Below are 25649 nucleotides of genomic sequence, written 5' to 3'. Positions count from 1 at the left end.
GGGGCTTAAATGCCCCACGCAAAGGGATCCTGTTCGTCGATCAGCAGCGTGGCATCGGCAGTCATGTAGGCACGGCCGGTGATGGAAGGGCGGATGCGTTCACCTTCCCATTCGAAGCTGCCGACAAACTGGCTGGCGGTGATGCTGGCCTGGACCCAGCGCTCACCGGCGGCCAGTTTGCCGTCAGCCGCCAGGCAAGCGAGTTTGGCGCTGGTGCCGGTGCCGCACGGCGAGCGGTCGTAGGCTTTGCCGGAGCACATCACGAAGTTGCGGCTGTCGGCCTGATCGTCGTCGGCAAACAATTCGACATGGTCGATGAGCGCGCCGTCTTCGCCATAAATGCCTTGGGCTTCGAGTGCCTTGAGCATCGCCCAGGTGTATTCAGTCAGGGCGTCGACGTTGTCCATTTGCAATGTCTTGCCGTGGTCGGACACCAGGAAAAACCAGTTGCCGCCCCAAGCGATATCGCCAAAGACACGTCCATGGCCCGGTACCTCGACCGGCACCTGCTGGCGATAGCGGTAAGCGGGGACATTGCGCAACGTGACGTTGCCGTCTGCATGCAGCGTGGCGCTGACCGGGCCGACCGGCGTGTCGATCTTGTGCTCGCCAGGGCCGATCAGACCCAGATGCTGCAACGAGTTGACCAAGCCGATGGTGCCGTGACCGCACATGCCGAGATAGCCGGCGTTGTTGAAGAAAATCACCCCGCAGGTGGCATCCGCCGATACCGGTTCGCAGTACAGCGCGCCGACCAGTACATCGTTGCCTCGAGGCTCCAGCAGGCAAGCCCTGCGCCAATGGTCATGCTGGTCGCGCAGGGCATCGCGTTTCTCGACCATGGTGCGGCCTGGCAGCTGCGGAAAGCCTTTCATCACCAGACGAGTCGGTTCGCCGCCGGTGTGGGAATCGATGATGTGAACCTGTTTCATAAACCGTCCAATTTGAGAGGCACCAGGTGCCGGTTCAGAGAGAAGTCTGGATCGATGCGCCAAACGGGAGAGCGGCTGTGATGTCACTGATAACGCTGTTGTCGTGGGGCGCCGAGGGCAGCAATGGCGATAGATTGAACGTGCCGGAACGGCTGCGATTGATGGTTTGTGCAGGTCGCGATGACGAAATCAGCACAATGCCGGTGGCTGATCCCAGGCCCGGATCCCGTCTCGACACTGCCCCGGCCTTGGGGCAATCTGTTTGGCTTTCGTCGATCCGGACCGTGGGAGAGTGAGACTCATGACGAAGAACGCCTTTGCGATCCTGTGCCAGGGGAACGAGGAGCAACGTCCCGAAACCATGGAGCAATTGTTGGCAGGCGTAGCGCTTGTGCTACCGATGCTGGACGTCATTCCCAACGCCGCGATCTTCATCAAGGATGTTCAGGCCCGCTACGTCATGGCCAACCAGACGCTGGTGCAGCGTTGCGGCCTCAAGCACCTGCAACCGTTGCTGGGCAGAACCAGCGCCGAGGTCTTTCCCGCGCAATTGGGGCCTGGCTATACCGAACAGGATCGCCGGGTACTGGAGCAGGGGTTTGTCCTGGAAGACCAACTGGAGCTGCATCTGTATGGCAGCCGCGAGCCCGGTTGGTGCCTTACGCATAAACGCCCGCTGTACAACCGCAGTGGCGAAATCATGGGCCTGGTGGGCATTTCAGTCGACCTGCAATCGGCCAGCGACACCCATCCGGCGTATCAGCGCCTGGCGGCAGTGGACGAACACATCCGCCTGCATTTCCACCGTCGAGTCAGCCTTGGCGAGCTGACGCGAATCGCCGGCATTTCGGTGGCGCAACTGGAGCGCTACTGCAAGCGCGTGTTCCACCTGACGCCGCGACAGATGATCCAGAAAGTCCGCCTGGAACACGCGCATCGTCTACTTCACACCGATATGCCGATCACCGAGGTCGCCTTGCAGTGCGGCTATACCGACCACAGTGCTTTCACCCGCCAGTTCAAGGCGTTGACCGGGTTTACCCCTCGTCAAATTCGGCAAACCACGGGAAATTGATAGGGGGAACGATTTTCACCTGCCTCGCCATGCCGGGCGTTTGACCTTGGACTAGACTCACGCCGTCAGATGAAGCGTCGACTCTTCAGCAACCGCTGCCAATACATCCGTCATTGGCATTTTTGAGGTTTGGTCATGGCAAAAGATAAGAAAAAAGCCCTTAAAGTTTCTGCTGAACCCCAAAAGTTGACGAACAAGGACTATCTGGAGCAATTGCGCCACTTGCACGTCGAGCTGGTCAAGTTGCAGGAATGGGTCAAAGAGAAAGGCGTCAAGATCTGCATAGTGTTCGAAGGGCGTGACGGCGCGGGCAAGGGCGGGACGATCAAGGCAATCACCGAGCGGGTCAGCCCGCGGGTCTTTCGGGTGATGGCGCTGCCTGCGCCAACCGAGCGGGAAAAAAGCCAGATGTATATCCAGCGCTACTTGCCACATCTGCCGGCGGCAGGCGAGGTGGTGATCTTCGATCGCAGTTGGTACAACCGTGCGGGCGTCGAGCGCGTAATGAACTTCTGTACCGAAGAACAAGTGGAGACGTTTCTCAAGTCTGTCCCTCATGTAGAGCGTGCGATCGTCGACTCCGGGGTCATCCTGCTCAAGTATTGGCTGGAAGTCAGTCCGCAGGAACAGACGCGTCGGCTCGAAGCGCGGATCAAGGACGGGCGAAAAATCTGGAAACTGACACCGATGGATCTCAAGTCATACAGCCGCTGGTATGACTACTCGCGAGCCCGTGACGCCATGTTCGAAGCGACCGACACCGATCATGCGCCGTGGCTGGTGGCCGATTCAAATGACAAGCGTCGGGCGCGGCTCAACATTATCAGCGATTTGCTCAGTCGCATCCCTTACAAAGACGTGCCCCGCGACAAGGTCGTATTGCCTAAACGGCAGAAGCCCGGTGACTATCGGGAACCTGACTATCCGCTCAAACGCATCCCGGAAAAGTATTGACCGTTAACGGCAGCGAACCTGCGACTCACACAGAAGGGCCAATGTCCTATGAGCCATTCGGATGCTTCGTCGCCCGACCCGGAACCGGGTCGGATTGCACGTCGGGACGCAGGCAGCGATCAGTCTGGCTGGAGCCGCTGGTTTCCCGGGCTGCGCACATTGCGCGGCTACCATATGGCCTGGTTGCGCCACGACCTCGTCGCCGGCCTGGTGTTGACCACCATGTTGGTGCCTGTAGGTATCGCCTACGCGGTGGCATCGGGGGTGCCGGGCATTTATGGCCTGTATGCGACCATCGTTCCGCTGCTGGCGTATGCGCTGTTCGGCCCCAGCCGGATTCTGGTGCTGGGTCCCGATTCATCGCTGGCGGCTGTCATTCTCGCGGTTGTCTTGCCGTTGTCGGGGGGCGACCCGCAACGGGCCATCGCGCTGGCGGCGGCCATGGCTATCGTCTCGGGGGCTGTGTGTGTACTGGCGGGTATCGCCCGTCTGGGGTTCGTGACCGAGCTTCTGTCCAAACCGATTCGCTACGGTTACATGAACGGGATCGCCCTGACGGTCTTGATCAGCCAACTGCCCAAACTCTTCGGCTTCAAAATCGAGGCCGAGGGACCGCTGAGAAGTCTTTGGGCGATCGTGACCGCGATCATCGATGGTAAAACCAATTGGGTCACTTTTGCGGTCGGTGCTGCGACGCTGGTCGTCATCCTGCTGCTCAAGGGATACAAACGCGTGCCCGGCATCTTGATTGCCGTGGTGGCCGCGACCGTCGTCGTCGCGGTTCTGGACCTTGCGGCAAACGCCGGGGTCTCGGTCCTCGGCTCTCTCCCGCAAGGCCTGCCGGGTTTCGCCATTCCCTGGATCACCCGCGCCGATATTGTCCCGGTGCTGATCGGCGGCTGCGCCGTGGCCCTGGTTTCATTCGCCGACACCAGCGTACTGTCCCGCGTTTACGCGGCGCGGACCCGCACCTACGTGGATCCGAACCAGGAAATGGTCGGCCTGGGTGTCGCCAATCTGGCCGCCGGTTTCTTCCAGGGGTTTGCGATCAGCAGCAGTTCGTCGCGCACACCCGTGGCCGAAGCCGCCGGGGCGAAAACCCAAGTGACCGGTGTTGTCGGGGCTGTGGCCGTTGCGTTGTTGCTGGTGTTTGCCCCCGACCTGCTGCGTGACTTGCCCAACAGCGCCCTGGCAGCGGTGGTCATCGCATCGGCCATCGGCCTGATCGAAGTCACTGACCTGTTGCGCATCTACCGCATTCAGCGTTGGGAGTTCTGGTTGTCGATCGTCTGCACCGTCGGTGTGGCCGTGTTCGGTGCGATCGAAGGCATTGGCCTGGCCATCGTGATCGCGGTCATTGAATTTCTGTGGGACGGCTGGCGGCCTTACTCCGCCGTGCTCGGACGCACCCAAGGGGTCAAGGGTTTTCACGATACCCAGCGCTATCCCGACGCGACCCTTATTCCTGGCCTGGTGCTGTTTCGCTGGGATGCATCATTGTTTTTCGCCAACGCCGAATTGTTCCACGACCGGGTCATCGACGCCCTGGCGGCCTCGCCAACGCCGGTGCGCTGGTTGGTCATCGCCGCGGAACCCATCACCAGCGTGGATGTCACCTCGGCCGACATGCTCGCCGAACTGGACGAAACCCTGCGCACCGCGGGCATCAAATTGTGCGTGGCCGAGATGAAAGACCCGGTCAAGGACAAGCTCAAGCGGTTCGGCCTCTACACCTTGCTGGGGGAGGCGGCGTTTTTTCCAACAATAGACGATGCGGTCGGCCGCTATCTGCAAAGTCATTCGCTGGATTTGACGGGCTTGGAGAGCGACGGGCAGTGAGTGGTATTGCCCTCGTCCGATAAATTCTGCATCACGCTCATCATCCGCGTTGAACTCCCAACTGAGCTCTTCCGTCCTCTGCTATGAGGGGCTCAGGGCAATACAGCTGCGTAGTCCCCATGACACGTTTTCGATTCAGAAGGCGAGGGACGACATGAACACTTCAGACAGCAGGACTGGCACCGATACGGGCAATCCAGGGAACGGTAATCCGCAGCAAGGGTTTCAACATTTAAAGGAGGACGTCACCGAGGCGCTCGGCGATGTAAGGCAACAAGCCGATGCACAGTTCGGGCAATACCGTGACACGGCGGCTGACCAGATCGACGCCTTGGCTCAGGGAGCGAAAAGCTTCGTTTCCGAGCTGGAGGATAAAGACACGCTCGGCATGTCCGATTATCTCACCGACATGGCGGAGTCCATGAGCGGACTGGCGGGAAACCTGCGCGGCAAAAGTGCCGAGCAGCTTCTGCATGACGGCGCTGAGCTGGCTCGCAGTAATCCCGCGCTGTTCATTGCCGGCAGCATTGCGTTGGGTTTTGGCCTGTCACGGTTTCTCAAGGCAGGCAGTTCTGCGGCCATGACCGTGCACGCCGGGCACGATCCTGCAACAGGCACGTCAACGCCTCCAACCGGTGGTTTTGGCGCCCAGCGCCCCTATGAAACATCTCCCCCCCATACCGACCCGGCACCGGGACTTGCCACGGGCATCACGCCGGCTTCGGCGGATGTGCACGACCATCCATCGGACTTTGCTGCGGCATCGCCAACCGCTTCGCCAAACGTCAAAGGAGAACTGTGATGAACAGAGATGAATCAGATTTGCCGGGCGTAAGACCGGTTACCCAGGCTGATGACGCATCGGTTGTCGGCTTGCTCAGGCAGTTGTCCCGCGAAGTGCCCGCGTTGTTCACCAAGGAACTCGCGCTGGCCAAAGCCGAACTCCAGGCCAGCCTGACAACCCTCAAGGCCGGCATCGCCGGCGTAGCGGGGGGCGCGATCGTGCTGTTGGCGGGATTCATCATTTTGCTGATGGCAGGCGTCTACGGCCTGAGCCTGTTCATGGCACCGTGGTTGGCCGCGCTGATTGTTGGCGTGGTGGTGATGATCATCGGCTTCGCCATGTTGCAGTCTGGGAAAAAACAATTCGAGCCGTCCCACTTCAAGCCTGACCGGACACTGGACGCTCTGAATAAAGATCAGGAAGCGCTGCGGAGGAAAGTTTCATGAAAAGCGAATTGGAGCTGGAATCGGAAAAGAGCCCCGAACAGATAGAACGCGAGATTGACGCGCAGCGCGCGAGTATCGGCAACATCGTCGACCGCCTGGAAAGCAAGTTCACCCCCGGACAGATGATCGATCAGGCGTGGGGCATGATGCAGGACAATGGCTCGACATTCCTCAGCAACCTCGGTACCAGTGTGCGCAACAATCCGGTTCCCGCGGTGCTGACATCGGTGGGCTTGCTCTGGTTGATGATGAGCCAGAACCGTCCGCCAGTACCGCGCCCAAGCTATCGCACCGGGCCGGATCAGCTGGGTGATTGGGCCGATGATATAGCGGAAGGCTTCGACAGCGCCCGTGAGCATGTGCACCAGACCACCGATACCTTGAAGGAAGGTTATCGTTCGTTGAAAGACAAGGCTGTCCACATGACTGACAACGTCGGCGCCGCCACTGACCACTTAAGCCACGCCGTGCACGACGTAAGTGACCGCGTGACGCGTAACACTCAGGTGATAGGTCAGCAGTTCAGTCAGCTGCTCAAGGAGCAACCGCTGATGGTGGCGGCGGCAGGCATCGCCCTGGGCGCAATGATCGGTGCTGCCTTGCCGACCACCGCGACCGAGCAGCGCTACCTGGGACGTACCAGTGCAGGCCTGGTCGACAAAGTGAAGAAGCAAGCGCAGGAAGGCTATGAAGCGGTGCGTGACACCGTCACTAAAACCACTGAGCAAACGGACGTGGAAGCCAGGCCGGATATGCAGGCATCCCGCACGTCCGGCACACCGGCGGATCTTTCCAGTGGACTGGGGACGTCCTGATTGTCTCAACAGCGGGAGGTCGGTAACGGCCTCCCATTTTCCTTGCAACCGACATCGTCAGATGGTGTGAACCAATCGCGAGTGTCCGGGCTCCACCAGGAAACATCTGCCATGGGCTAGTGAAATGAATGCCTTCAAAGATTTGCTGTCGCCGGCTCAGGAATTGAAATTGCGCGCACTCGATGCCTGGCATCGCGCGCTGGAAAACAAGCGGCTACGCATGGATTGTCCTGATGCCTACCATGAAGAACTGCTGCGTCGGTCCGATGAGATGGATCGTCTGGGTATAGTCAACTGGGCCGAATGGCGGGACTTGCGCAGAAAGGCCGACCAGGCGTATCTGCGTGCAGTCGCCGGCGAAGACTATCACTGAGGGTTTTCCTGGAGTCTTCGGCGCCTTCACATATCAACCGATCAATCATTTCGTGAGTGCTGCTCATGCCCATCGCTGACGATACCGTTGAATACTTGCGCGATAACGCTCTGGTGCTGACAACGGCCGAATCCTGTACTGCCGGCAAGATCGTGACGCTGTTGTCGGAAGTTGAAGGCAGCGGCGAATTCATTGAGTGCGGTTATGTGGTGTATTCACCACAGGCCAAGCAGCGCGTGTTGCATGTCAGCCCGCGCACTATCGAAACGTTCAATCTGACCAGCGTGGAAGTTGCCAGGGAAATGGCGCTGGGCGCTCTGCGAGACAGTACCGCCAATGTCGCTGTGGCCACCACCGGCATTCTCGGGCCGGAGGATGTTGACGGCATACCCGCGGGCACTATCTGCTTTGCCTGGGCTTTTCAGACCGGTGCAGAGCATTGTCTGTTCAGCCACGAGCATCGGTTTATCGGTTCTCGCTGTGAGGTGCAAACCCAGGCAACTGAATACGCTTTGCAATGGCTGCCGCACTTTCATCGTCGCCTGATGAGTGGCGAACAGGGTTGAAGCCTGATGAACGACGATTCAGGACATCCGGATTTGAGCAGTCGTAAATATCCTGTTCGCGAGCTTACCAATTGTGGGTCTGGCGTTTTGAACGACGGGGTTGGTGTTGCTGGAATATATCGAGCTGGGTCATTTGCGTCCTGAAGAAATCATTACTCACCGCATGTCCTTGGAGCTAGTCGCCCAGGGATACGAGATTTTCGACAAGCGCCAGGAAGACTGCCGCAAAGTCATACTGATTCCGGGTGCTCCCGTTGAGCCGTTGACGGAGTCGATTGAACCGGGAGTGGGTTTCGCTGACCGTGGGGTACCGAGCCTGTAGATCAGTTCATACAGCTCTCGTCGAGTGTCCATCATGGAAGCTACTGAGTCGGTGCTGCTGGCTACGCGTTAGTCTCGCAAAATTCACCCCGTTCGGGATTGATCACTGCACCATCGAGGTTTTCATGCAGGAAGCAGAGAGGGAGATCCTTTGAACCCTCAATCGATTTACATAGGATGCGCAGGCTGGAATGTCGGGCGCGAACATGCACCGCAATTTCCTGCGCAAGGCACCCATCTGCAACGCTACAGCGCACAGTTCAATTGCGTTGAAATCAACAGCTCGTTTTACCGACCGCACCGGCATCAGACTTACGTGCGCTGGGCCGAGTCGGTGCCGGCAGGGTTTCGCTTCAGCGTAAAGATTCCCAAGCAAATCACCCACGAACTGCGCTTGGCGAATAGTGAACCGTTGCTCGAAGAGTTCCTGGGTCAATGCTGCGGATTGGGCAAAAAGCTGGGTTGCCTGTTGGTACAGCTGCCGCCGTCACTGGCGTTTGACGAAGCAGTCGTAGAGGTGTTTTTGACGGCACTGAGAGCGCAGTACTCAGGCCCCGTGGTTCTGGAACCACGGCACCCGTCCTGGGTGGAGGCTGGCGCCTTGCTGATGGCATACGGGGTGAGTCAGGCAGCCGTTGACCCCTCGAGGATCAGCACTGACGTGTCTCCGATGGGCACACTGGACGTGCAGTATTGGCGTCTGCATGGCTCGCCGCGTATCTACTTCAGTGCTTACGCTCCAACCTGTCTGAATAGCCTTGCACACACACTGCGGGCTGCCGCTGCCAAAGGCGTGAGCGTTTACTGCCTGTTCGACAATACCGCCAGCGGTGCAGCGCTGGGCAATGCGTTGGAACTCAAAACGTTACTCGCATCGGCTGATTGAATCCGTTCACGCATGCCGTTAGCCAACACCTGAAGGTTCAATGAACTCCTGCCAGCCACCTGCCTCTGAACATCAAGAGCTCGTCAACGCGCATTCAGCTGCTGCATTTCGCTCGTAGCACAAGCACCTGCCTATTGAGTCACTACCTGGGAACGTCGGTCATGAACAACGCCGCACACTTCGAAAACCTGTTGGCCAGATTCGCCGCCCGGTCCGTGAACGCTGATGCGCAAAGTGCGCTGCAAAAGTTGATGCAGGAATTCATCGGTAGCGGATTCGCCTCCTTGCCTATGCCCGGCCAAGGCCGGACGCTGGAACGATGGCGGACGCTGGCGGCCGTGTCCGCCAGCGATCTGGCGCTGGCCAAGTTGTACGAAGGACATACCGATGCACTGGCGATCATGACAGAGCTTGACCCCGACGAACTTAACGCCCGCGGCTTTTGGGGCACCTGGGCTGCCGAGCCGCACTTTGCCCGGGTCAACATCATGGATCGCCAGCGAGACCAAGTGTATTTGCACGGGCGTAAAGCCTGGTGTTCCGGTGCGCAAATGCTTGATTGGGCTTTACTGACGACGTGGGATGAGCAGCATCGACCACAACTGGTCGCCGTGGATTTGCGGCAATCGACGATCAGCATTGAGGCCGATGCCTGGCAGGCGGTTGGCATGAGCAATACGGCCAGCGTCGATGTTGCGTTCAAGGGTGCCTTGGGCCGATGTGTCGGCATGCCCGGCCAGTATGTGGATCGACCGGGTTTCTGGCAGGGCGGGGGAGGGATCGCCGCCTGTTGGTACGGCGCGGCGTGTGCGCTTGCCGGTTACCTTCGTGAACACTGTCGCCAGCCCTGGCACGACGCACATGCCGCCGCACACCTGGGCGCTGTCGATGCGGCGCTGTGCAGTGCTTCGGCCTGCTTGAAAGATACGGCGATGTGGATCGATGCCAACCCCGGGCAATCGGCGCAGCTGCCTGTCCGGCGATTACGTGCCCAGGTGGAACTGACGGTCAGTCTGGTGCTTGAACATGTAGGGCGTGCACTGGGTGCCACACCGTTTTGTCGCAACCCGCACTTTGCCAGGCTCGCGGCCGACCTGCCGGTGTTCGTCCGACAAAGCCATGCGCAGAAAGACCTCGCGGTGCTTGGTGAACTGGTCGCTGCGAAACCGGCTGATGGGTGGCTGTTGTGAGGGGTGAAGCGGCCGCTCAGGCAGAAAACCTCATTCGGGGCAGGGGGACCACGCTGGCTGAGTGGCAGGCCTGCCCGTTGCTGGCTCAGGTGCAGACCATCACTTATCAACAACTGATCCCCGAGGGGCGGCGTGTGGTTGTAGTGGCTCCACACCCTGACGACGAAATCCTTGGCTGCGCAGGCATTCTGGCCGGCATGAAAGGCAGAGTGGCCGATGTGGTGATGGTTGCAGTCACCGATGGCGAAGCCAGTCACCCCGGTTCGCGGCAATGGACTGCCTCTCGATTGCGTCAACAGCGCCCGCTGGAAAGTCAGCACGCCCTCGAGCGATTGGGGCTCGACACCAAAGCATTGAACTGGCAACGATTGGGGCTGCCGGATAGCGCGGTGGCGGGGCGGGAGGCGCAGTTGGTCGAACGGCTGCTGACGCTGATTGAACCTGGCGATCAGGTGGTGACTACCTGGCAGTCGGACGGGCACTGCGATCATGAAGCGACCGGCAGGGCCGTGGCGTTCGCAACATCACAGCGCCAAGCCTGTTTGATCGAGGTGCCGGTCTGGGCGTGGCACTGGGCACGGCCACAGGATCCGAGAATTCCCTGGGCGCGTGCTCGCAAGTTGATGCTTGATGCGCAGCTCGTGGAGAAAAAACGCCAGGCGATCAACGCCCACGTTTCTCAAGTCAGTACCGAAGGCCGGTCCTCGGCAGTCCTTGATCAAGAAACCATTGAGCGACTTTTGCAGCCCTTTGAACTGGTGTTTCTATGAGCGTTTCGCCTGATTATTTTCAGCAACTGTTCAACGCCAGTGATGACCCCTGGTCGTTCCGCACCCGCTGGTACGAAAAACGCAAACGCGAACTGATGCTGGCGAGCCTGCCGCGCCAGCGTTATCAGCGCGTTTACGAGCCCGCCTGCGCCAACGGGGAATTCAGTGCGCTGCTGGCCGAGCGCAGTGAATCGCTGCTGTGCCAGGACATCATCGACAAGGCGGTGACGCTTGCCCGTCGTCGGCTGAGTCACTTGCCCCATGTCCGGGTCGAGCAGGCACGCATTCCCGAAGACTGGCCCGACGGTACGTTTGACCTGATCGTCTTGAGTGAAGTCGGCTACTTTCTCGATGCCAGGGCCTGGCGTCAGGTGATCGAGCGCACGTTGCTCAGTCTCGATGCGCAGGGCGGGGTGCTGGCGTGTCATTGGCTGCATCCGTTTGAAGGATGCTCACAGGACGGCCGAGACGTCCATGCAGCGCTTGCGCAAAATCTGCAGCTGCATCGTCTGGTGCGTCATGAGGAAGCTGATTTTTTACTGGAATACTGGAGCCGCAACCCCGCCTCGATTGATCTCGCCGAAACCTGCGAATAATTACAGGGCCAACGACTTCAGATAGTCGCCAAAGCCTTCACGACAACGACAGTTTTTCCGTGCGCTGGTGGTTACCCGGTTGCTGGCTGTCCACATGATGTTTGCACCGCTGCGCTCAAGATCCGAGACCAGTTGCACATCTTCGTGGGCGGCCAAGGCCTGGAAGCCGCCAGCTCTGCGATAAGCCGCCGAGGAAACACCAAGATTCGCCCCGTGTATATGCCGGTGGCCGTCCATGGTGTGGTAGTTGGCGTGGTAGCGTTCGCGCACTCGGCTTGGGTGTTCGGACCAGTCGCTGACTTCAACCAGGCCACACACGGCATCCGCGTTGAACCTTATCTGGTCAGTCAGCCAGGCTTCGGGCACTACCGTATCGGCATCAGTGAACGCCAGCCATCGTGCGTCCACCCCCAACAAGTGCTCGGCGCCGTGAGCCCGCGCTTTTCCGACGTTGCGATGGGTGCAGGACAATGTCATCACGTCATACGACCGGGCGATGTGCAGTGATGTGTCCGTGCAGTCATCCAGAACGATCAGGATCTTTACTTCTTCATCATCAAGGCCCCGATGCAACGCCGCCTCCAGCAATGACTCGATGCATTGGTTCAAGTGCCGCTCTTCATTGTGCACCGGGACAATGACTCCAATCATTTGAAGACCTCCATACGCCAGCGCTCATTATCTGGCTATTGGATGTCGACCGATGCGCATGACGTTTGGTTGCAATGAACGTATGAAGGCGTGTTGTATTAGCTGCCCGCAAGCCAGCTATCGACAGCGCTCTACACCGTCAATTTCCGGCTGAACTTGGTTTCCATCACGATATGCGAGGCGGTGTGCGCAACCCCTTTGATCATGTTGATCCGGGTGAGCTCTGCGTTGAGTTCGCTCAGGGTCGGCGTGGCGATATGAATGATGAAGTCGGACTCGCCCGACACCGCATACACGGCCTGCACCGAATCCATCTTGCGCAGTGAGGTCATGACATCGGTATAGCTCTTGTTGGTGCAGGAGGTCATGGTGAAACAGTTGATGGTCTGCTGGAGCCTGTTCTGGTCGATGCGCACGCTGTAGCCAGTGATCACGCCGGCCTTTTCCAGACGGCTGATGCGCTCCTGGACAGAAGAGCGAGAGACCTCGAGTTTGCGTGCCAACGAAGCGGTGGGCTCGCGGGCATTGGCCTGCAGCAGGCCCAGCAATTGCCGGTCCTTTTCAGTCAGGTTGAACAGTGGACCGCCGTGCTGCACATCCATGAACGTGATCTCGCTCGGATTCAATGTTTATGAGTCGCCCTGCGTTGAGAGCGTGACTCCTGGAACATATCCATTATCTTCAGGCCTGCATATACCGTCTGCGCCGCTGCCGGGCCGAGCGGGCCGCCGTTCCACTCCAGCCCATAGGCATCGAACAAGCGGTAGCGATCGGTCTCGCCGCAAATGGCTTCTGCAATGACGCGGCCGCCGATAGGGGCGGTGTTCATACCATGGCCACCAAATGATGTACATGCCCATAGCCCTTTCCCGAGCGGGCCGATGTGCGGCATTTTGTGCCTTGCATAGCCCATCAGCCCGGACCAGGCTTTTTCGATCTTGATGCCGCGCAATTGCGGGTACACGTCAAGAATGTCGTCGGTCAGCAACTGCCCCAGGCGCTTTTCATCCTGCAGGTTCCGGGTGGTGATACGCCCTCCCCAGAGCAGGCGGTCACCCTCGACGATTCGATAATAGTCCGAGGCCCGGCGATTATCGCCCACGGCATCGGTGGTGCTAACCGAATCGGCCAGACGCTCGCCCAAATGTTCGGTCAGCACCGCGTAGGTGGCGATCGGCAGAAAGGCGCGGCGCAGCTTGCCGAACTCAGAACCACCGTAACCGCCACAGCAATACACCAAGTTGGCGCAATCGACGGTGCCCTTGTCGGTGACGACTCGATGTCGTCCATTGCGGCTCTCGACCCGGACCATGGGCGAGTGTTCATGAATCTTGCCGCCGTGGCCTTCGATGAGTCGGGCAAGACCCAGGCAGTAGTTCAACGGATGAAAGTGAAACCCGTGGTTATCGCGCAGGGCTTGGAAATATCGTTCGGTCTTCAACTTTTCACGCACGGCCTGGCGGTCGAGGTAGTCGAGGTGGAAGTCAAAATCCGTGGCCATTTTGTCGCGCAGACGCTTGAGGTTATCGCCATCCTCGTAACGCACCACACTCAGTTTTCCTGGTGTTGGTGCGCAGCCGGGCAGTTGGTGGCGGGCGATCATCTCGCGGACCGTGTCGACACCTTCGAGGGAAAGTTTGAACAACGCAGCGGCTGTCGATTTTCCACAGCGTCGCTCGATGGATGACAAGCCTTCGGACCAGCCCTGAAGGACGAAGCCGCCGTTACGCCCCGATGCCCCCCAGGCAACACGACCGGCCTCGATCAGCACGACGGACTGCCCCCGCGATATCAGTTCCCAGGCAGTACTCAGCCCCGCCAGACCTGCGCCGATGATGCAGACATCGGCCTGGACGTTGGCCGACAGCGCCGCGCGCTGAGTCGTAGCGTTCATGGTGGCGGTGTAGTAGTTGTTGTTATAGGTGTGCATGGGGTCGGTTGTCCTTTTTCGCGGCGCAGACATGCAGCGCGCCGCGTCGAGGACGGGCGCCTGCAGTACTTCGGCTTATTGCCTGTGGAATTTATTGCACTTTGGTGAGATCGGCGCCGTACCATTTTTCAGACAGTTGCTTGAGCGTGCCATCGGCTTTCATGTCTGCAACGGTCTTGGTCAGTACGCTGTTGAATGCTTCATCGCCTTTATCCACGGCGATGGCCAACGGTTCGTAGTAAGCGGGTTTGCCTTCCACTCTGACGATGGGATAGCCATTTTTGACGGCAGCGACAACGGTAGGAAGGGCGGACAGGGTGGCGTTGATCCTGACTCCGTTGCCCATGCGCAGGTCATCGAGTGGGCCCATGCTGTCACCGTATGTCTTCACCTCGCCAGGGGTGACGTCGTAGGTGTACGCCGGCACATCGGCGGCGTCGATCTTGAGCCGATGATTGATGTAGTCCTCCGAAGTCGTGCCGGCTTCGACGCCGATAACCTTATCGTTCAAATCCGCCGCTTTCGTTCCGGCCGCATCCTTGTGCACTGCGAATACATAGGGCGTGTAGTAATAGATTGCGGGGAAGTCGAGGACTCGGGAACGCTCGGTGGTGGGCGTCATCGAACCGACCGACAAGTCCCAGCGATTCGACCAGCGACCTGCGGTGATGATCCCGTATTCGGGGGTCACGAAATCGATCTTGCTTCCCAGCCGTCGACCGATTTCAGTGGCGACATCGATATCGAAACCTTGCAGTTTATTGTCCGGTCCCAGGAACGACTGCGGTGGCCAGTTTGCCGCGGTGGCCACTTTGATCACCTTGGTTTCATGGATGCGATCGAGGGTCGAGCCTGCCCAGGCGGCGCCTGCGCTGAGCGTAACGGCGGTGGTGACAGCGGCGGCGGTGAACAAGCGTGTAATCGAGATCATGTAAGCCTCCAGGTAGCTTGAGTGCGTTTTTTGTTGTTTTTGTCGGTACGACGATGCTTCTCAGTGGCTGAGAATCTGTGAGAGAAATTCCCGGGTGCGTTCGTGCTGCGGGTTCTCAAAAAACTCGGTGGGTTTGGCTTGCTCGAGGATGCAGCCCTGATCCATGAAGATGACTCGGTCGGCAACCCGTCGGGCAAAGCCCATTTCGTGGGTGACGCACACCATCGTGATGCCGTCGTGGGCCAGTTCACCCATCACATCCAGCACTTCCTTGACCATTTCCGGGTCCAGCGCGGAGGTGGGTTCGTCGAACAACATGATGCGTGGTCGCATGCAAAGGGCGCGGGCGATGGCAACGCGTTGCTGCTGCCCGCCCGAAAGTTGGCCGGGGTATTTGTCCGCCTGGTTGCCGATCCGCACCCGATCAAGGTATTCGCAAGCCAGTTCGCGCGCCTCGGACTGACTGAGCTTGCTCACCAGACGCGGTCCGAGCATGAGGTTCTCCAGCACCGTCATGTGCGGGAACAGATTGAATTGCTGGAAGACCATACCGACCTGGCGCCGGATGTTCGCCACACAGGTGGCATTGCGGGTCAACTCGACGCCGTCGATGAACACCTGGCCTTTCTGGAAGTCTTCGAGCAGGTTCAGGCAGCGAATCAGTGTCGACTTGCCCGAACCCGACGGTCCGCACACGACCACGATCTCGCCGCTGGCAATGTGCAGGTCGATGCCCTTGAGCACATGAAAATCGCCATACCATTTATGCATCTCGTGAATCGATACAGCGGGATATGGGGCAATGACGGCGGAAGCTGACGGCTGATTCATCCTGATGCTCCTGATTCAGCGGTGGGCGCGATTGAAGTGCTTTTCCAGGCGGGCCTGGACGGTTTCCAGCACGATCGAAAGCAGCCAGTAGAGCACTGCTGCGGTGATGAGCATTTCCAGGTGACGGAACTCGGCGCGGCCCTGGGTTCGTGCCAGGAACATCAGCTCCCAGACGCCGATCACCGAGACCAGCGAACTGTCCTTGAGCATCGAGATGAACTGGTTGCCGGTCGGCGGGATGATCAGGCGCATGGACTGCGGGAGAATCACCCGGGTCATCGTTTGAAACGGGTTCAGGCCAATCGCCCGGGAGGCTTCCCACTGTCCCCGCGAGATACTGCTGATACCCGCGCGGAAGATCTCCGTCATATAGGCGCCATAGCACAGCGAGAGCGCCAGAATCCCTGCCGGGACGGCACCCACCACATAACCAAGCTGTGGAATGCCCAGATAAATGAGATAGATCTGGATCAGCAGCGGAACGCCGCGGAAAAACGAGGTGTAGAAACTCGCGATGGCGATGGCGAAGCCGTTGGAAGACAAGCGGGCTGTAGCGCCCAACAATGCCAGGACAAAAGCAATGGCAATGGAAATCGCCGACACGTAGACCGTGGTGAATACCCCTTGGGTAATCATGAAACCCACTTTGGTGGCGATGAAACTGTAGGAAAGATTGAAGGTATCGAAGAATAAAAGGAACAGCACCAGCAGTTCGCACCAGACCGTAATGATCTGCGCCCGCAACGGAAACCGGCCAAGGATGAACAGATTCAGTACAACGGTGAGGGTGAAGGTGCCGCCCACCGCGATGTCTCGCGCCAGAGGTGCTTGCAAGTCGAGGACGATCGGCCCCATTAAATTGGACAGCCGGCTTTCACCGACACCGCAGACCAGCGTGATAATGAAGATGACCGCTGCGACTGCGCCCATGAATAGCGCGCTGTCAGTCATGCGGGCCTTGACGATATGGTCCTTGTACATGGCTTACGTACCTCAGGGTGAGTCCCTTTATTGTTGTAAGCCAATTATGGGTGTGCGAAATGCCGGGCGGGACCCTGCAAAATGCTGGAGTTATCGGTATTTACTGGCATATCAGCGGGTGTCACCCCTACATCTGACGGAAACCACCGACAGTTACAGCGGGCCAGGGAACAGGCCGGTCAACACCAGGGGCCCTGTCAATTTCAGCGGCGAGAGTGCGCCATGAACCTCGTTCACCGAATGACCGTTAAAGGCAGCTTTTGCTCACTGCTCTTTCGATATGCGGCCAGTGAAGGCACAATGCGCATCCTTTTTTGGCTGGCCTTGCCGGAGGCCTCGAAATGATCAAGACACCGTACTACCTCATCGATAAACAAAAGCTTCTGCTCAACATGCAGAAGATTGCCTACGTGCGCGAGCATTCCGGGGCCAAAGCCTTGCTGGCACTCAAGTGTTTTGCCACCTGGTCGGTGTTCGACCTGATGCAGCAATACATGGACGGCACCACGTCTTCGTCGCTGTACGAGCTCAAGCTCGGTCGCGACAAGTTCGTCGGTGAAACCCACGCCTACAGCGTGGCCTGGGCCGATGATGAGATCGAGGAGATGCTCGATAACTGCGACAAGATCATCTTCAACTCGATCAGCCAGCTGCAGCGCTTTGCCGAACGCTCGCAAGGCAAGACCCGCGGCCTGCGGGTCAACCCGCAAGTGAGCAGCTCCGACTATCTGCTGGCCGATCCCGCGCGTCCGTTCAGCCGTCTGGGCGAGTGGGACCCGGTGAAGATCGAAGGCGTGATCGAGCAGATCTCCGGCTTCATGTTCCACAACAACTGCGAGAACGGCGACTTCGGCCTGTTCGACCAGATGCTCGGCACTATCGAAGAGCGCTTCGGTCCGCTGTTGCACAAGGTCAGCTGGGTCAGCCTGGGTGGTGGCATTCATTTCACCGGCGAAGGCTATGCGCTGGATGCATTCTGCGCGCGGCTCAAGGCCTTTTCGCAAAAGTACGGCGTGCAGGTCTACCTGGAGCCGGGCGAAGCGGCGATCACCAACAGTGCTTCGCTGGAAGTGACCGTGCTCGACACCCTGTACAACGGCAAGCACCTGGCGGTGGTGGACAGTTCCATCGAAGCTCACCTGCTCGACCTGCTGATCTATCGCCTCAACGCCAAACTGGCACCGAGCGAGGGTGATCACACCTACATGGTGTGCGGCAAGTCCTGCCTGGCCGGCGACATCTTTGGCGAGTACCAGTTCGAGCGTCCGCTGGCCATCGGCGATCGACTGTCGTTCATCGATACCGCGGGTTACACCATGGTCAAGAAAAACTGGTTCAACGGCCTGAAAATGCCGTCCATCGTAGTGAAACAACTCGACGGTACAGTCGAAGTGGTTCGCGAATTTGGTTATGAAGACTACCTGTCCAGCCTTTCGTAAAGCGGACAATTTGAAGGAGAGCTCAAGCAATTGAAAAAGAACGTTCTTATCATTGGTGCAGGAGGTGTCGCCAAGGTGGTGGCCCACAAGTGCGCGCAGCACAACGATGAACTCGGTCGTATTGCTATCGCGTCGCGCAACATCTCCAAATGCCAGGCCATCATCGAAAGCGTCAAGGCCAAGGGCAGTCTCAAAGTGCCCGCCGAAATCCAGGCCTTCGCGCTGAACGCCATGGATGTGGAAGCGACCAAGACGCTGATCCGCGAAACCGGATCACAGATTGTCATCAACGTCGGTTCTTCCTTCCTCAACATGTCGGTGCTGCGTGCCTGCATCGATACCGGCGTGGCTTACCTCGACACCGCCATTCACGAAGAACCGGGCAAAATCTGCGAGACGCCGCCGTGGTATGGCAACTACGAGTGGAACCACCTCGAAGAATGCCAAGAGAAGAACATCACCGCCATTCTCGGCGTGGGTTTCGACCCGGGTGTGGTCAACGCCTATGCAGCGCTGGCGCAACAACAGTATTTCGACCGCATTGATTCGATCGACATTCTCGACGTCAATGCCGGCTCCCATGGCAAATATTTCGCCACCAATTTCGATCCGGAAATCAATTTCCGCGAATTCACCGGGCAGGTGTGGAGCTGGCAGAACAGCCAGTGGACCAGCAACACCATGTTCGAAGTCAAGCGCACCGACGACCTGCCGGTCGTAGGCTCGCAGAACCTGTACCTGACCGGTCACGATGAGGTGCACTCGCTGTCGAAGAACCTCGACGTGCCGAACGTGCGTTTCTGGATGAGCTTCGGCGAGCACTACATCAACGTGTTCACCGTCCTCAGGAACCTCGGCCTGCTGTCCGAGCAACCGGTCAAGACCGCCGAAGGCCTGGAAGTCGTGCCGCTGAAAGTGGTCAAGGCCGTGCTGCCTGACCCGAGTTCGCTGGCGCCGGGCTACACCGGCAAGACCTGCATCGGCGATCTGGTCAAGGGCACCAAGGATGGCCAGCCGCGCGAAGTGTTCATCTACAACGTCGCCGACCACGAGGAAGCCTTCGCAGAAACCGACAGCCAAGGCATTTCCTACACCGCTGGCGTGCCGCCTGTCGCTGCAGCCCTGTTGGTCGCCCGCGGCGAGTGGGACGTGCAGCGCATGGCCAACGTCGAAGAGCTGCCGGCTGAGCCGTTCCTCAAGGCGCTGGATGTAATGGGCTTGCCGACCCGCATCAAGGACGAAAAGGGTGACCGTCCCTGGAACTGAAACGCCAGAGACTCCCTGAACACAGGTGAGTCTGGTCTTTGGTTCCCTACAAAAAACGCCGCTCTTTGAGCGGCGTTTTTGTGTGTGGCAATCCCATGTTCAGGTTCTCTGCCCGACGCCTGATAGCAGGAGGCTGCTAAATGACCTACGCTCAAACGCGGCAGTAAACCGGCGGGTGTCTCTACATTTGCGTATCTGATCAAGACATCCAGGGCAAAGTTGATGTTGGTCGGGAGCGACGAATGATGAAATCGGAATATTCAACCCGCATGAAATGGATCGCCATCGCTGCCGCTTCGGTAGCTTTTTTAGCGGGCTGTTCCAGCAAGAATGATCCTGTGACCCAAGCCGAGACCGCCGATGCAGCCAAGGGCATTGCGGCACCCAGCCTGGCCGAAACGAAAGCCATTGCCGAAGAAGCCTTTATCTATGGGCTGCCCATCGTGATGAACCACGCGGTGATGTATGAATACGCCGTGGACAAAAGCAGTCCGCAGTTCAAGGCTCCTTTCAACCAGATCAAGAGTGAACCCCGGGTCTTCACTTACCAGGACACGGCTATTGTCACCCCCAACAGTGATACCCCTTATTCATTCCTCTGGATGGATTTGCGCACCGAGCCCATGGTTCTCACGGTTCCGGCCGTGGAGAAGAGGCGTTACTACTCGGTTCAATTGATTGACGGCAATACCTACAACTACGGTTACATCGGCAGCCGCACCACGGGTAATGGTCCGGGTAACTACATGGTTGTCGGACCTGACTGGAAGGGCACCACCCCGCCAGGCATCAACAAAGTCTTCTATTCGACTACCCCCTTCACGTTGGCGGGCTACCGGACCCAACTCTTCAACCCCAAGGACATGCCGAATGTGGTCAATGTGCAGTCGGGCTATAAAGTCCAGCCGCTGTCGGCATTTTTGAAACAGCCGGCACCGCCTGCATCACCCGTCATCAATTTCACTTCAATCAGCACGACAGGGATCAAAGAGAACTTCTTTGAGTATCTTGATACCGCGTTGCAGTACGTGCCGGTAACGCCGGAAGACAAGGGCATCCGGACTCGAATCGCGCGAATCGGCATCGGTCCGGGCAAAAGTTTTGAGTTCAAGGAGCTTTCGCTCGAGCATAAGGCCGCAGTCCTGCTCGGCATGAAGGAGGGCAACGAAAAGGTCGACAAGTGGTTGGCCGGCGGACTCAAGAATGTCAACGGCTGGGGCATTGGCTCGTACTTTGGCGATCGCCATTTTTATAACGGCGACTGGTTGAAGCGGGCAGGCGCCGCCAAGGGGGGCATCTACGGGAACGATTCAGTGGAAGCCACTTATCCCATTACGCGCACAACCATGACCGGCGAGCCACTGGACGGCAGCAAACATGACTACAAGCTCACGTTCCCGGCGGGGCAACTGCCGCCAGTGAATGCCTTTTGGTCGGTGACGATGTATGACGGTAAAACACAGCTGTTGATCAAAAACCCGATCGACCGTTATCTGTTGAACTCGCCGATGCTGCCCGGCATGAAAAAGAATGCCGATGGGTCGCTGACGCTCTATATACAGAAAAACTCGCCCGGCAAGGCGCTCGAAAGCAACTGGCTGCCAGCGCCCAACGGTCCGATTTATCTGGTGATGCGCCTCTATTGGCCTAAAGAAACACCGCCTTCAGTCCTGCCGGCGGGTGAAGGCAGCTGGAAACCGGCGGGTGTCGTGGTATCGAAATAAAACCTGGCTGCATGCATGTACACCGTTAGCAAACTGTGGCGAGGATTTGTCGGATCGCCGCACCGTCCTGCTGGAGTGCGCAGCAGCCCCTTTTAGGGCCGCTTCGCGCCGGAGCGGGAGCTAGCTCCCTCGCTACAAGTTCAGTGTTTGTCCCTGAGTGAACAACATTACGGTATTTGCCGGGGCGTTGTTTTTCGGCCATTGCGAGATTATTGGGATGCGCATCGAATCGCAAAAAAGCGCAAGACACAAAGCCTGAATGTCCGGCGCTTCACGAGATGGAATGTCTACCAAGCGCAGCTAGACAAGACCGACAAACGACAGGATCACCAAGACGATCACAACTGCGCCAACGATGTAGATGATGTTGTTCATGAAGATGACCTCTCAATCTCAGCGGGATGGGCGAACTCAATGTGTCTATAAGGAATGACACTTTGCTTTCCCGTTCCGTTCCACAAACCTCGACCCACTTTGCAAGTACGTAGTGTGACGGCAGGTCATCCGCAAGCTCTGAAAACCCTGATCAGACAGCACCAAACAAAGATATAAATGCGAATACGTATCAAACGCTAAAAAATTGATATACCATGCGCCGCAATTTGTTGGCACGTATGCCACCCCATTTGGCTGGTTTATCAAGGCTCCTTAAATGCGTCGTACCCTGGTTTCTATCTGCATGCTACAGGCGTTTTCCGCTTCCTCTTGGGCGGAACAAGCGACTACCCATCAGCCCGGTCTGGAGTTGCAAGCGACCGACATCGTTGGCAGCGCTGACTTTGAAACGGCGTTGGGGCCGGTGGATGGATACCGTGCGACGCGCTCGGCCAGTGCCACGCGCACCGACACGTCGATCCATGAGACACCGCAGTCGATCACCGTGGTGCCCAAGGATGTCGTGGAGGACATCAGTGCCACTCGTTTGCAGGACGCGCTCGATTACGCCGGCGGTGTGGGGCGGGCGAACAATTTCGGTGGCCAGGGCCTGACCACCTTCACTGTGCGTGGATTCACCACCGGCGAGTTCTATCGCAACGGATTTCCCATCAACCGTGGTTACCCGAATATGCCCGATGCGAATACCATCGAGCGGCTTGAGGTGCTGCGAGGGCCGGCGACCATGCTCTATGGTCGAGGCGATCCAGGTGGCACTTTCAACGTCATTTCCAAGCAACCTCTGGCCGAGCCCACCGTCACGCTGGGCAGTCAACTCGACGACCAGGGAATGCAGCGCGGCACGCTGGATGCCTCCGGCCCGCTGGACGAAGAAGGCCGCCTGGCCTATCGCCTGAATGTGGTGGGTGAGGGCGGTGATACCTTTCGTGATCATGTTGAAACCGAACGCTATGGCGTGACGCCGGTGCTGAGCTGGCAGGTCACCGATGAGACCAAGGTGATCTTCGAAGGCGATTTCATGCGCAACAATCATCCGCTTGATCGTGGCCTGACGCGATATCCCAACCAGGTCGGCACCGCGTCTCGCGACACTTTTTTCGGCGAAAAAGACGTTGGCAAATTGCACAACGACAACAACATGGCGCAACTGCGGTTCGAGCATCTGTTGAGTGACAACTGGACGTTGGGAGGCGGGTTCCAATGGCTTGATGGCACGTTGCAGGGGAATGCCGTCGAGGCCAACGGCGTCGCCGCAGACGGTCGCACGCTGGGACGCAACTTCAATTACCGCAAGCTGGAGTGGACCGACAAGGACACCCAACTCAACCTCACCGGCCACTTCACCGCCGGCGGTTTCGATCACACCTTGTTGACCGGGGTCGAGTACGAGGACTACGACTACACGTCGATCATTCAGCGCTCCAGCGGGGCGGTGAGTGCCTACCCGATCGACATCTTCGATCCAGTGTATGGTCAGCCTCGCCCAGCCCTGACCCGAACACCGACGGATGACAAGGAAAACCTCAAGACCTACGCCGCTTTCGTTCAGGATCAGGTGGCCTTGACCGAGCGATTGAAACTGTTGGCCGGCGCGCGTTTCGAGCGCTTCGAGCATGACTACCAAACGTTTGTCCCGGGCGGCAGGAGCTGGGAGGCCAGCGACAATGCAGTCACCCCGCGCCTGGGTTTCACCTATGATCTGACCGAGACCGTGGCGCTGTACGCCAACACGGCGCGTTCGTTCAAGCCCAATACCGGAGCCAGTCGCCAGGGCGGAGGGTTTGATCCGGAGAAGGGCAAGTCCTATGAACTTGGGATCAAGTGGGATGCGCTGGACAGCCAATTGAGCGTCGAGGCGGCGATCTACCAGATTGAAAAGCGCAATGTGCTCACCACCGATCCGCTGGACTCGACGTTCAGCGTGGCGGCAGGCGAGGTGCGCAGCCGTGGGTTCGACCTCAACGTGGCCGGTAACCTGACTCCGCAATGGCGGATGATTGGCGGTTATGCCTATGTCGATGCCGAGGTGACCAAGGACAACGTCATCAAGTCCGGCACCCGACTGATGAACATTCCGCAGAATAGCTTCAGCCTGCTCAACGTCTACGAGTTTCAGGATGGCGCACTCAAGGGCCTGGGGCTGGGCACGGGTCTGAAGTACGTCGATGAGCGCGCAGGGCAGACAGCCAACACGGCTTTCACGATGGGCAGCTATACCGTCGTCGACCTGCTCAGCTATTACAAAATCAATGAAAAGGTCAGGCTCAACCTGGATGTGAAGAACCTGACGGATGAAGACTATGAGGAAGGGGCGTTCGGCAACGTTTACGCCTATCCGGGAGCCCCAAGAACGGTACAGGTCGGTATTTCATATACGTTGTAATCGAGTTGTGTTTGAGCGCAATGCTGTTTTCTCAAGGACAAACACCCGTGGCGAGGGAGCTTGTCGGGTCGCCGCACCGTCCCGCTGGGGCGCGAAGCGGCCCTAAAAGGAAGTGCTGCGCAGCCCCGCGGGACGGTAACAGGGCGCCACCCAGCAACAGCGCCGCGCCTGCCGCAACCAGCAAAGGCGCGTGACGAGAGGGTGAACGCCAGCCGCCTTCGACGCGACAGCGGTGAACCGTCGTAGCACATGGGTTCTCATGAAAAAGGCTTTACGTGTACCTCATGCTCTGTGGCCAGTTTCTACGGCGGGATTGCTTTGCTGACTTGCATTCAAGGCGTACGAAGTAGTCCAGTGAAATGCGTTTTCAGCAAAGCGCAACAGTTAGAAGATCGCATTTTTTTGCATTGTTTCTTGAGAACAAAAAATTATTTTTGAACCTCTTGAATCGTATTTCCGGCATCGCTATATATTTTTTACGCGGTGCCGAAACCGGGCCGCGTCATAAATCACTTGGAGAAAACTCAGGAGATTTAGCTATGGCTACTACTTTTTCGTTGGCCCCACTGTTTCGTCAGTCGGTAGGCTTTGATCGTTTCAACGACCTTTTTGAATCCGCGCTTCGCAGCGAGGCGGCATCGACTACCTATCCTCCACACAACGTCGAAAAGCATGGTGACGATCATTATCGAATCGTCATAGCGGCGGCGGGTCTGACGGAGGAGGATTTTGAGATACAAGTCGAGAAGGAGGTTTTGACCATCGCTGGTGGCAAGCGAGAAAGCGATAAGGAAGCGATTTACCTTCATCAGGGAATCGCGCAGCGTGCATTTAGACTGTCCTTCCGTTTGGCGGATCACATAGAGGTCAAAAGTGCATCGTTGTCCAACGGGCTATTGAGTATTGATCTGTTGCGAGTTGTGCCGGAAGAGGCAAAGCCTAAGCGCATCAACATAGATGGTTCGGGTAACGCGGATATGAAACAACTCAATTGATAGCCAAGAACAAGGCGCTCTTCGGAGCGCCTTTTTTTATCTACCCAGATTGAGCCTCCTCGTCGAGGCGGTTTGATGGGGCATCAGCGATTCTTGATCAAAATCGAAAAATTCAACGCGGCCGCGACGCACAGCCATGCCAGATACGGAAACAGGATCAACCCCGTAATTACATCGAGCTGCAGCGCCAACACCACCATCGCCGCCACTACCAACCATAGCACCAGCAGAATCACCATCGCCGCCAACACCTGATGCGCGCCAAAGAAAACCGGCGTCCACAGTGTGTTCAATGCAATCTGTGCCGCCCACAACGCCAGGACTGTCTGGCTGCCCGGGATCAGGCTCAAGCGGTAACCGGCCCAGGCCAGCAACAGGTAAATAGTTGTCCAGGCAAGCGGGAACGCCCAGTTGGGCGGGGTGAAGCCAGGTTTGTTCAGCGCTTCGTACCATGCACCCGGCTTGAACATGACGCCGGTGCTTGCTGCTGCTGCGCAGGCCAGAAGAAAAATGAAAAATGTCATTGCCAGTCCTTGGCTGAAGCCAGCCGATGGGAAGTTATAAGAAAAGGACGC

Annotated in this window: 25 protein-coding genes and 1 pseudogene; 18 read left to right on the top strand and 8 right to left on the bottom strand. The window is 58.1% G+C overall.

Going from position 1 to position 25649, the window contains the following annotated elements; all coding sequences use genetic code 11:
• Nucleotides 1-5: 5 nt before the first annotated feature.
• On the bottom strand, nt 6-932 hold the full coding sequence (locus ASD60_RS24960; RefSeq protein ID WP_056856544.1) for a 4-hydroxyproline epimerase: 927 nt from the start codon (nt 930-932) through the stop codon (nt 6-8).
• A 301-nt stretch (nt 933-1233) separates the two neighbouring features.
• On the opposite strand from ASD60_RS24960, the gene ASD60_RS24955 reads away from it, so the two are divergent.
• From ASD60_RS24955 to ASD60_RS24895, 13 genes and pseudogenes are all read left to right on the top strand, one after another.
• Nucleotides 1234-2007: an AraC family transcriptional regulator gene (locus ASD60_RS24955; protein ID WP_056856543.1), complete on the top strand. Its 774-nt coding sequence runs from the start codon at nt 1234-1236 to the stop codon at nt 2005-2007.
• Nucleotides 2008-2142: 135 nt separating this feature from the next.
• Nucleotides 2143-2961, top strand: coding sequence for a polyphosphate kinase 2 (ppk2, locus tag ASD60_RS24950; protein WP_056856542.1), 819 nt, complete (start codon nt 2143-2145; stop codon nt 2959-2961).
• Nucleotides 2962-3009: 48 nt separating this feature from the next.
• Entirely contained in the window at nt 3010-4800 is a 1791-nt protein-coding gene (locus ASD60_RS24945) for a SulP family inorganic anion transporter (protein WP_056856541.1), read from the top strand.
• A gap of 154 nt (nt 4801-4954) precedes the next feature.
• Nucleotides 4955-5602: a hypothetical protein gene (locus ASD60_RS24940; RefSeq protein WP_056856540.1), complete on the top strand. Its 648-nt coding sequence runs from the start codon at nt 4955-4957 to the stop codon at nt 5600-5602.
• Entirely contained in the window at nt 5602-6030 is a 429-nt protein-coding gene (locus tag ASD60_RS24935; RefSeq protein WP_056856539.1) for a phage holin family protein, read from the top strand. The genes ASD60_RS24940 and ASD60_RS24935 overlap by 1 nt, the downstream gene beginning before the upstream one ends.
• Complete coding sequence (locus tag ASD60_RS24930; protein ID WP_056856538.1) at nt 6027-6845, top strand: DUF3618 domain-containing protein; 819 nt, start codon at nt 6027-6029, stop codon at nt 6843-6845. Before ASD60_RS24935 ends, ASD60_RS24930 begins: the two co-directional genes overlap by 4 nt.
• A 124-nt stretch (nt 6846-6969) precedes the next feature.
• Complete coding sequence (locus tag ASD60_RS24925) at nt 6970-7218, top strand: hypothetical protein (protein ID WP_056856537.1); 249 nt, start codon at nt 6970-6972, stop codon at nt 7216-7218.
• Between the two features lie 65 nt (nt 7219-7283).
• Nucleotides 7284-7784 (top strand): CinA family protein, encoded by a 501-nt coding sequence (locus ASD60_RS24920; protein WP_056856536.1) that lies wholly within the window; start codon nt 7284-7286, stop codon nt 7782-7784.
• Nucleotides 7785-7884: 100 nt separating this feature from the next.
• Nucleotides 7885-8106 (top strand): annotated as a pseudogene (locus ASD60_RS24915) (glutathione-dependent formaldehyde dehydrogenase); the annotation flags it as partial.
• A 150-nt stretch (nt 8107-8256) separates the two neighbouring features.
• The gene (locus ASD60_RS24910) at nt 8257-8991 is read left to right on the top strand and encodes a DUF72 domain-containing protein (protein ID WP_056856534.1); all 735 of its coding nucleotides are present in this window, start codon (nt 8257-8259) and stop codon (nt 8989-8991) included.
• Between the two features lie 161 nt (nt 8992-9152).
• Nucleotides 9153-10181 carry a hypothetical protein gene (locus tag ASD60_RS24905; RefSeq protein WP_056856533.1) on the top strand — a complete coding sequence of 343 codons (1029 nt, stop codon included), beginning with the start codon at nt 9153-9155 and terminating at the stop codon, nt 10179-10181.
• Nucleotides 10178-10951: a PIG-L deacetylase family protein gene (locus ASD60_RS24900; RefSeq protein ID WP_056856532.1), complete on the top strand. Its 774-nt coding sequence runs from the start codon at nt 10178-10180 to the stop codon at nt 10949-10951. The genes ASD60_RS24905 and ASD60_RS24900 overlap by 4 nt, the downstream gene beginning before the upstream one ends.
• Nucleotides 10948-11547, top strand: coding sequence for a class I SAM-dependent methyltransferase (locus ASD60_RS24895; protein ID WP_056856531.1), 600 nt, complete (start codon nt 10948-10950; stop codon nt 11545-11547). Before ASD60_RS24900 ends, ASD60_RS24895 begins: the two co-directional genes overlap by 4 nt.
• Here ASD60_RS24895 and ASD60_RS24890 read toward each other — a convergent pair whose 3' ends face one another.
• The 6 genes from ASD60_RS24890 to ASD60_RS24865 form a co-directional block, all read right to left on the bottom strand.
• The gene (locus tag ASD60_RS24890) at nt 11548-12198 is read right to left on the bottom strand and encodes a glycosyltransferase (RefSeq protein WP_056856530.1); all 651 of its coding nucleotides are present in this window, start codon (nt 12196-12198) and stop codon (nt 11548-11550) included.
• Nucleotides 12199-12329: 131 nt separating this feature from the next.
• Entirely contained in the window at nt 12330-12800 is a 471-nt protein-coding gene (locus ASD60_RS24885) for an Lrp/AsnC family transcriptional regulator (RefSeq protein ID WP_056856897.1), read from the bottom strand.
• Nucleotides 12801-12820: 20 nt separating this feature from the next.
• Nucleotides 12821-14128, bottom strand: coding sequence for an NAD(P)/FAD-dependent oxidoreductase (locus tag ASD60_RS24880; protein ID WP_056856529.1), 1308 nt, complete (start codon nt 14126-14128; stop codon nt 12821-12823).
• 91 nt (nt 14129-14219) lie between these two features.
• Nucleotides 14220-15059: a transporter substrate-binding domain-containing protein gene (locus ASD60_RS24875; protein WP_056856528.1), complete on the bottom strand. Its 840-nt coding sequence runs from the start codon at nt 15057-15059 to the stop codon at nt 14220-14222.
• 60 nt (nt 15060-15119) lie between these two features.
• Complete coding sequence (locus tag ASD60_RS24870) at nt 15120-15890, bottom strand: amino acid ABC transporter ATP-binding protein (RefSeq protein WP_056856527.1); 771 nt, start codon at nt 15888-15890, stop codon at nt 15120-15122.
• Nucleotides 15891-15905: 15 nt separating this feature from the next.
• Entirely contained in the window at nt 15906-16871 is a 966-nt protein-coding gene (locus ASD60_RS24865) for an amino acid ABC transporter permease (RefSeq protein WP_056856526.1), read from the bottom strand.
• Nucleotides 16872-17212: 341 nt separating this feature from the next.
• Between ASD60_RS24865 and ASD60_RS24860 the strand changes: the two genes are divergently transcribed.
• The 5 genes from ASD60_RS24860 (at nt 17213) to ASD60_RS24840 (ending at nt 25074) form a co-directional block, all read left to right on the top strand.
• The gene (locus ASD60_RS24860) at nt 17213-18310 is read left to right on the top strand and encodes a carboxynorspermidine decarboxylase (protein WP_056856525.1); all 1098 of its coding nucleotides are present in this window, start codon (nt 17213-17215) and stop codon (nt 18308-18310) included.
• Between the two features lie 30 nt (nt 18311-18340).
• On the top strand, nt 18341-19576 hold the full coding sequence (locus tag ASD60_RS24855; RefSeq protein ID WP_056856524.1) for a saccharopine dehydrogenase family protein: 1236 nt from the start codon (nt 18341-18343) through the stop codon (nt 19574-19576).
• Nucleotides 19577-19821: 245 nt separating this feature from the next.
• The gene (locus ASD60_RS24850; RefSeq protein ID WP_056856896.1) at nt 19822-21300 is read left to right on the top strand and encodes a DUF1254 domain-containing protein; all 1479 of its coding nucleotides are present in this window, start codon (nt 19822-19824) and stop codon (nt 21298-21300) included.
• Between the two features lie 652 nt (nt 21301-21952).
• On the top strand, nt 21953-24079 hold the full coding sequence (locus ASD60_RS24845) for a TonB-dependent siderophore receptor (RefSeq protein ID WP_056856523.1): 2127 nt from the start codon (nt 21953-21955) through the stop codon (nt 24077-24079).
• Between the two features lie 539 nt (nt 24080-24618).
• Nucleotides 24619-25074, top strand: coding sequence for an Hsp20 family protein (locus tag ASD60_RS24840; protein ID WP_056856522.1), 456 nt, complete (start codon nt 24619-24621; stop codon nt 25072-25074).
• Nucleotides 25075-25157: 83 nt separating this feature from the next.
• On the opposite strand, the gene tspO is transcribed toward ASD60_RS24840, so the two are convergent.
• Nucleotides 25158-25598 (bottom strand): tryptophan-rich sensory protein TspO, encoded by a 441-nt coding sequence (gene tspO, locus ASD60_RS24835; protein WP_056856521.1) that lies wholly within the window; start codon nt 25596-25598, stop codon nt 25158-25160.
• Between the last annotated feature and the right edge of the window lie 51 nt (nt 25599-25649).

This window comes from Pseudomonas sp. Root562, from assembly GCF_001427125.1.
GTDB lineage: Bacteria > Pseudomonadota > Gammaproteobacteria > Pseudomonadales > Pseudomonadaceae > Aquipseudomonas.
Note: the sequence above shows the minus strand (reverse complement) of the source record. Positions and strands in the feature narration are given on the sequence as shown.

Coding starts and splice junctions, on each gene's coding strand:
- ASD60_RS24895 (WP_056856531.1), top strand. CDS start 10,948: ATGAGCGTTTCGCCTGATTATTTTCAGCAACTGTTCAACGCCAGTGAT.
- ASD60_RS24870 (WP_056856527.1), bottom strand. CDS start 15,890: ATGAATCAGCCGTCAGCTTCCGCCGTCATTGCCCCATATCCCGCTGTA.
- ASD60_RS24890 (WP_056856530.1), bottom strand. CDS start 12,198: ATGATTGGAGTCATTGTCCCGGTGCACAATGAAGAGCGGCACTTGAAC.
- tspO (WP_056856521.1), bottom strand. CDS start 25,598: ATGACATTTTTCATTTTTCTTCTGGCCTGCGCAGCAGCAGCAAGCACC.
- ASD60_RS24845 (WP_056856523.1), top strand. CDS start 21,953: ATGCGTCGTACCCTGGTTTCTATCTGCATGCTACAGGCGTTTTCCGCT.
- ASD60_RS24865 (WP_056856526.1), bottom strand. CDS start 16,871: ATGTACAAGGACCATATCGTCAAGGCCCGCATGACTGACAGCGCGCTA.
- ASD60_RS24850 (WP_056856896.1), top strand. CDS start 19,822: ATGAAATCGGAATATTCAACCCGCATGAAATGGATCGCCATCGCTGCC.
- ASD60_RS24935 (WP_056856539.1), top strand. CDS start 5,602: ATGAACAGAGATGAATCAGATTTGCCGGGCGTAAGACCGGTTACCCAG.
- ASD60_RS24875 (WP_056856528.1), bottom strand. CDS start 15,059: ATGATCTCGATTACACGCTTGTTCACCGCCGCCGCTGTCACCACCGCC.
- ppk2 (WP_056856542.1), top strand. CDS start 2,143: ATGGCAAAAGATAAGAAAAAAGCCCTTAAAGTTTCTGCTGAACCCCAA.
- ASD60_RS24880 (WP_056856529.1), bottom strand. CDS start 14,128: ATGCACACCTATAACAACAACTACTACACCGCCACCATGAACGCTACG.
- ASD60_RS24955 (WP_056856543.1), top strand. CDS start 1,234: ATGACGAAGAACGCCTTTGCGATCCTGTGCCAGGGGAACGAGGAGCAA.
- ASD60_RS24940 (WP_056856540.1), top strand. CDS start 4,955: ATGAACACTTCAGACAGCAGGACTGGCACCGATACGGGCAATCCAGGG.
- ASD60_RS24840 (WP_056856522.1), top strand. CDS start 24,619: ATGGCTACTACTTTTTCGTTGGCCCCACTGTTTCGTCAGTCGGTAGGC.
- ASD60_RS24885 (WP_056856897.1), bottom strand. CDS start 12,800: ATGGATGTGCAGCACGGCGGTCCACTGTTCAACCTGACTGAAAAGGAC.
- ASD60_RS24945 (WP_056856541.1), top strand. CDS start 3,010: ATGAGCCATTCGGATGCTTCGTCGCCCGACCCGGAACCGGGTCGGATT.
- ASD60_RS24905 (WP_056856533.1), top strand. CDS start 9,153: ATGAACAACGCCGCACACTTCGAAAACCTGTTGGCCAGATTCGCCGCC.
- ASD60_RS24960 (WP_056856544.1), bottom strand. CDS start 932: ATGAAACAGGTTCACATCATCGATTCCCACACCGGCGGCGAACCGACT.
- ASD60_RS24860 (WP_056856525.1), top strand. CDS start 17,213: ATGATCAAGACACCGTACTACCTCATCGATAAACAAAAGCTTCTGCTC.
- ASD60_RS24930 (WP_056856538.1), top strand. CDS start 6,027: ATGAAAAGCGAATTGGAGCTGGAATCGGAAAAGAGCCCCGAACAGATA.
- ASD60_RS24920 (WP_056856536.1), top strand. CDS start 7,284: ATGCCCATCGCTGACGATACCGTTGAATACTTGCGCGATAACGCTCTG.
- ASD60_RS24925 (WP_056856537.1), top strand. CDS start 6,970: ATGAATGCCTTCAAAGATTTGCTGTCGCCGGCTCAGGAATTGAAATTG.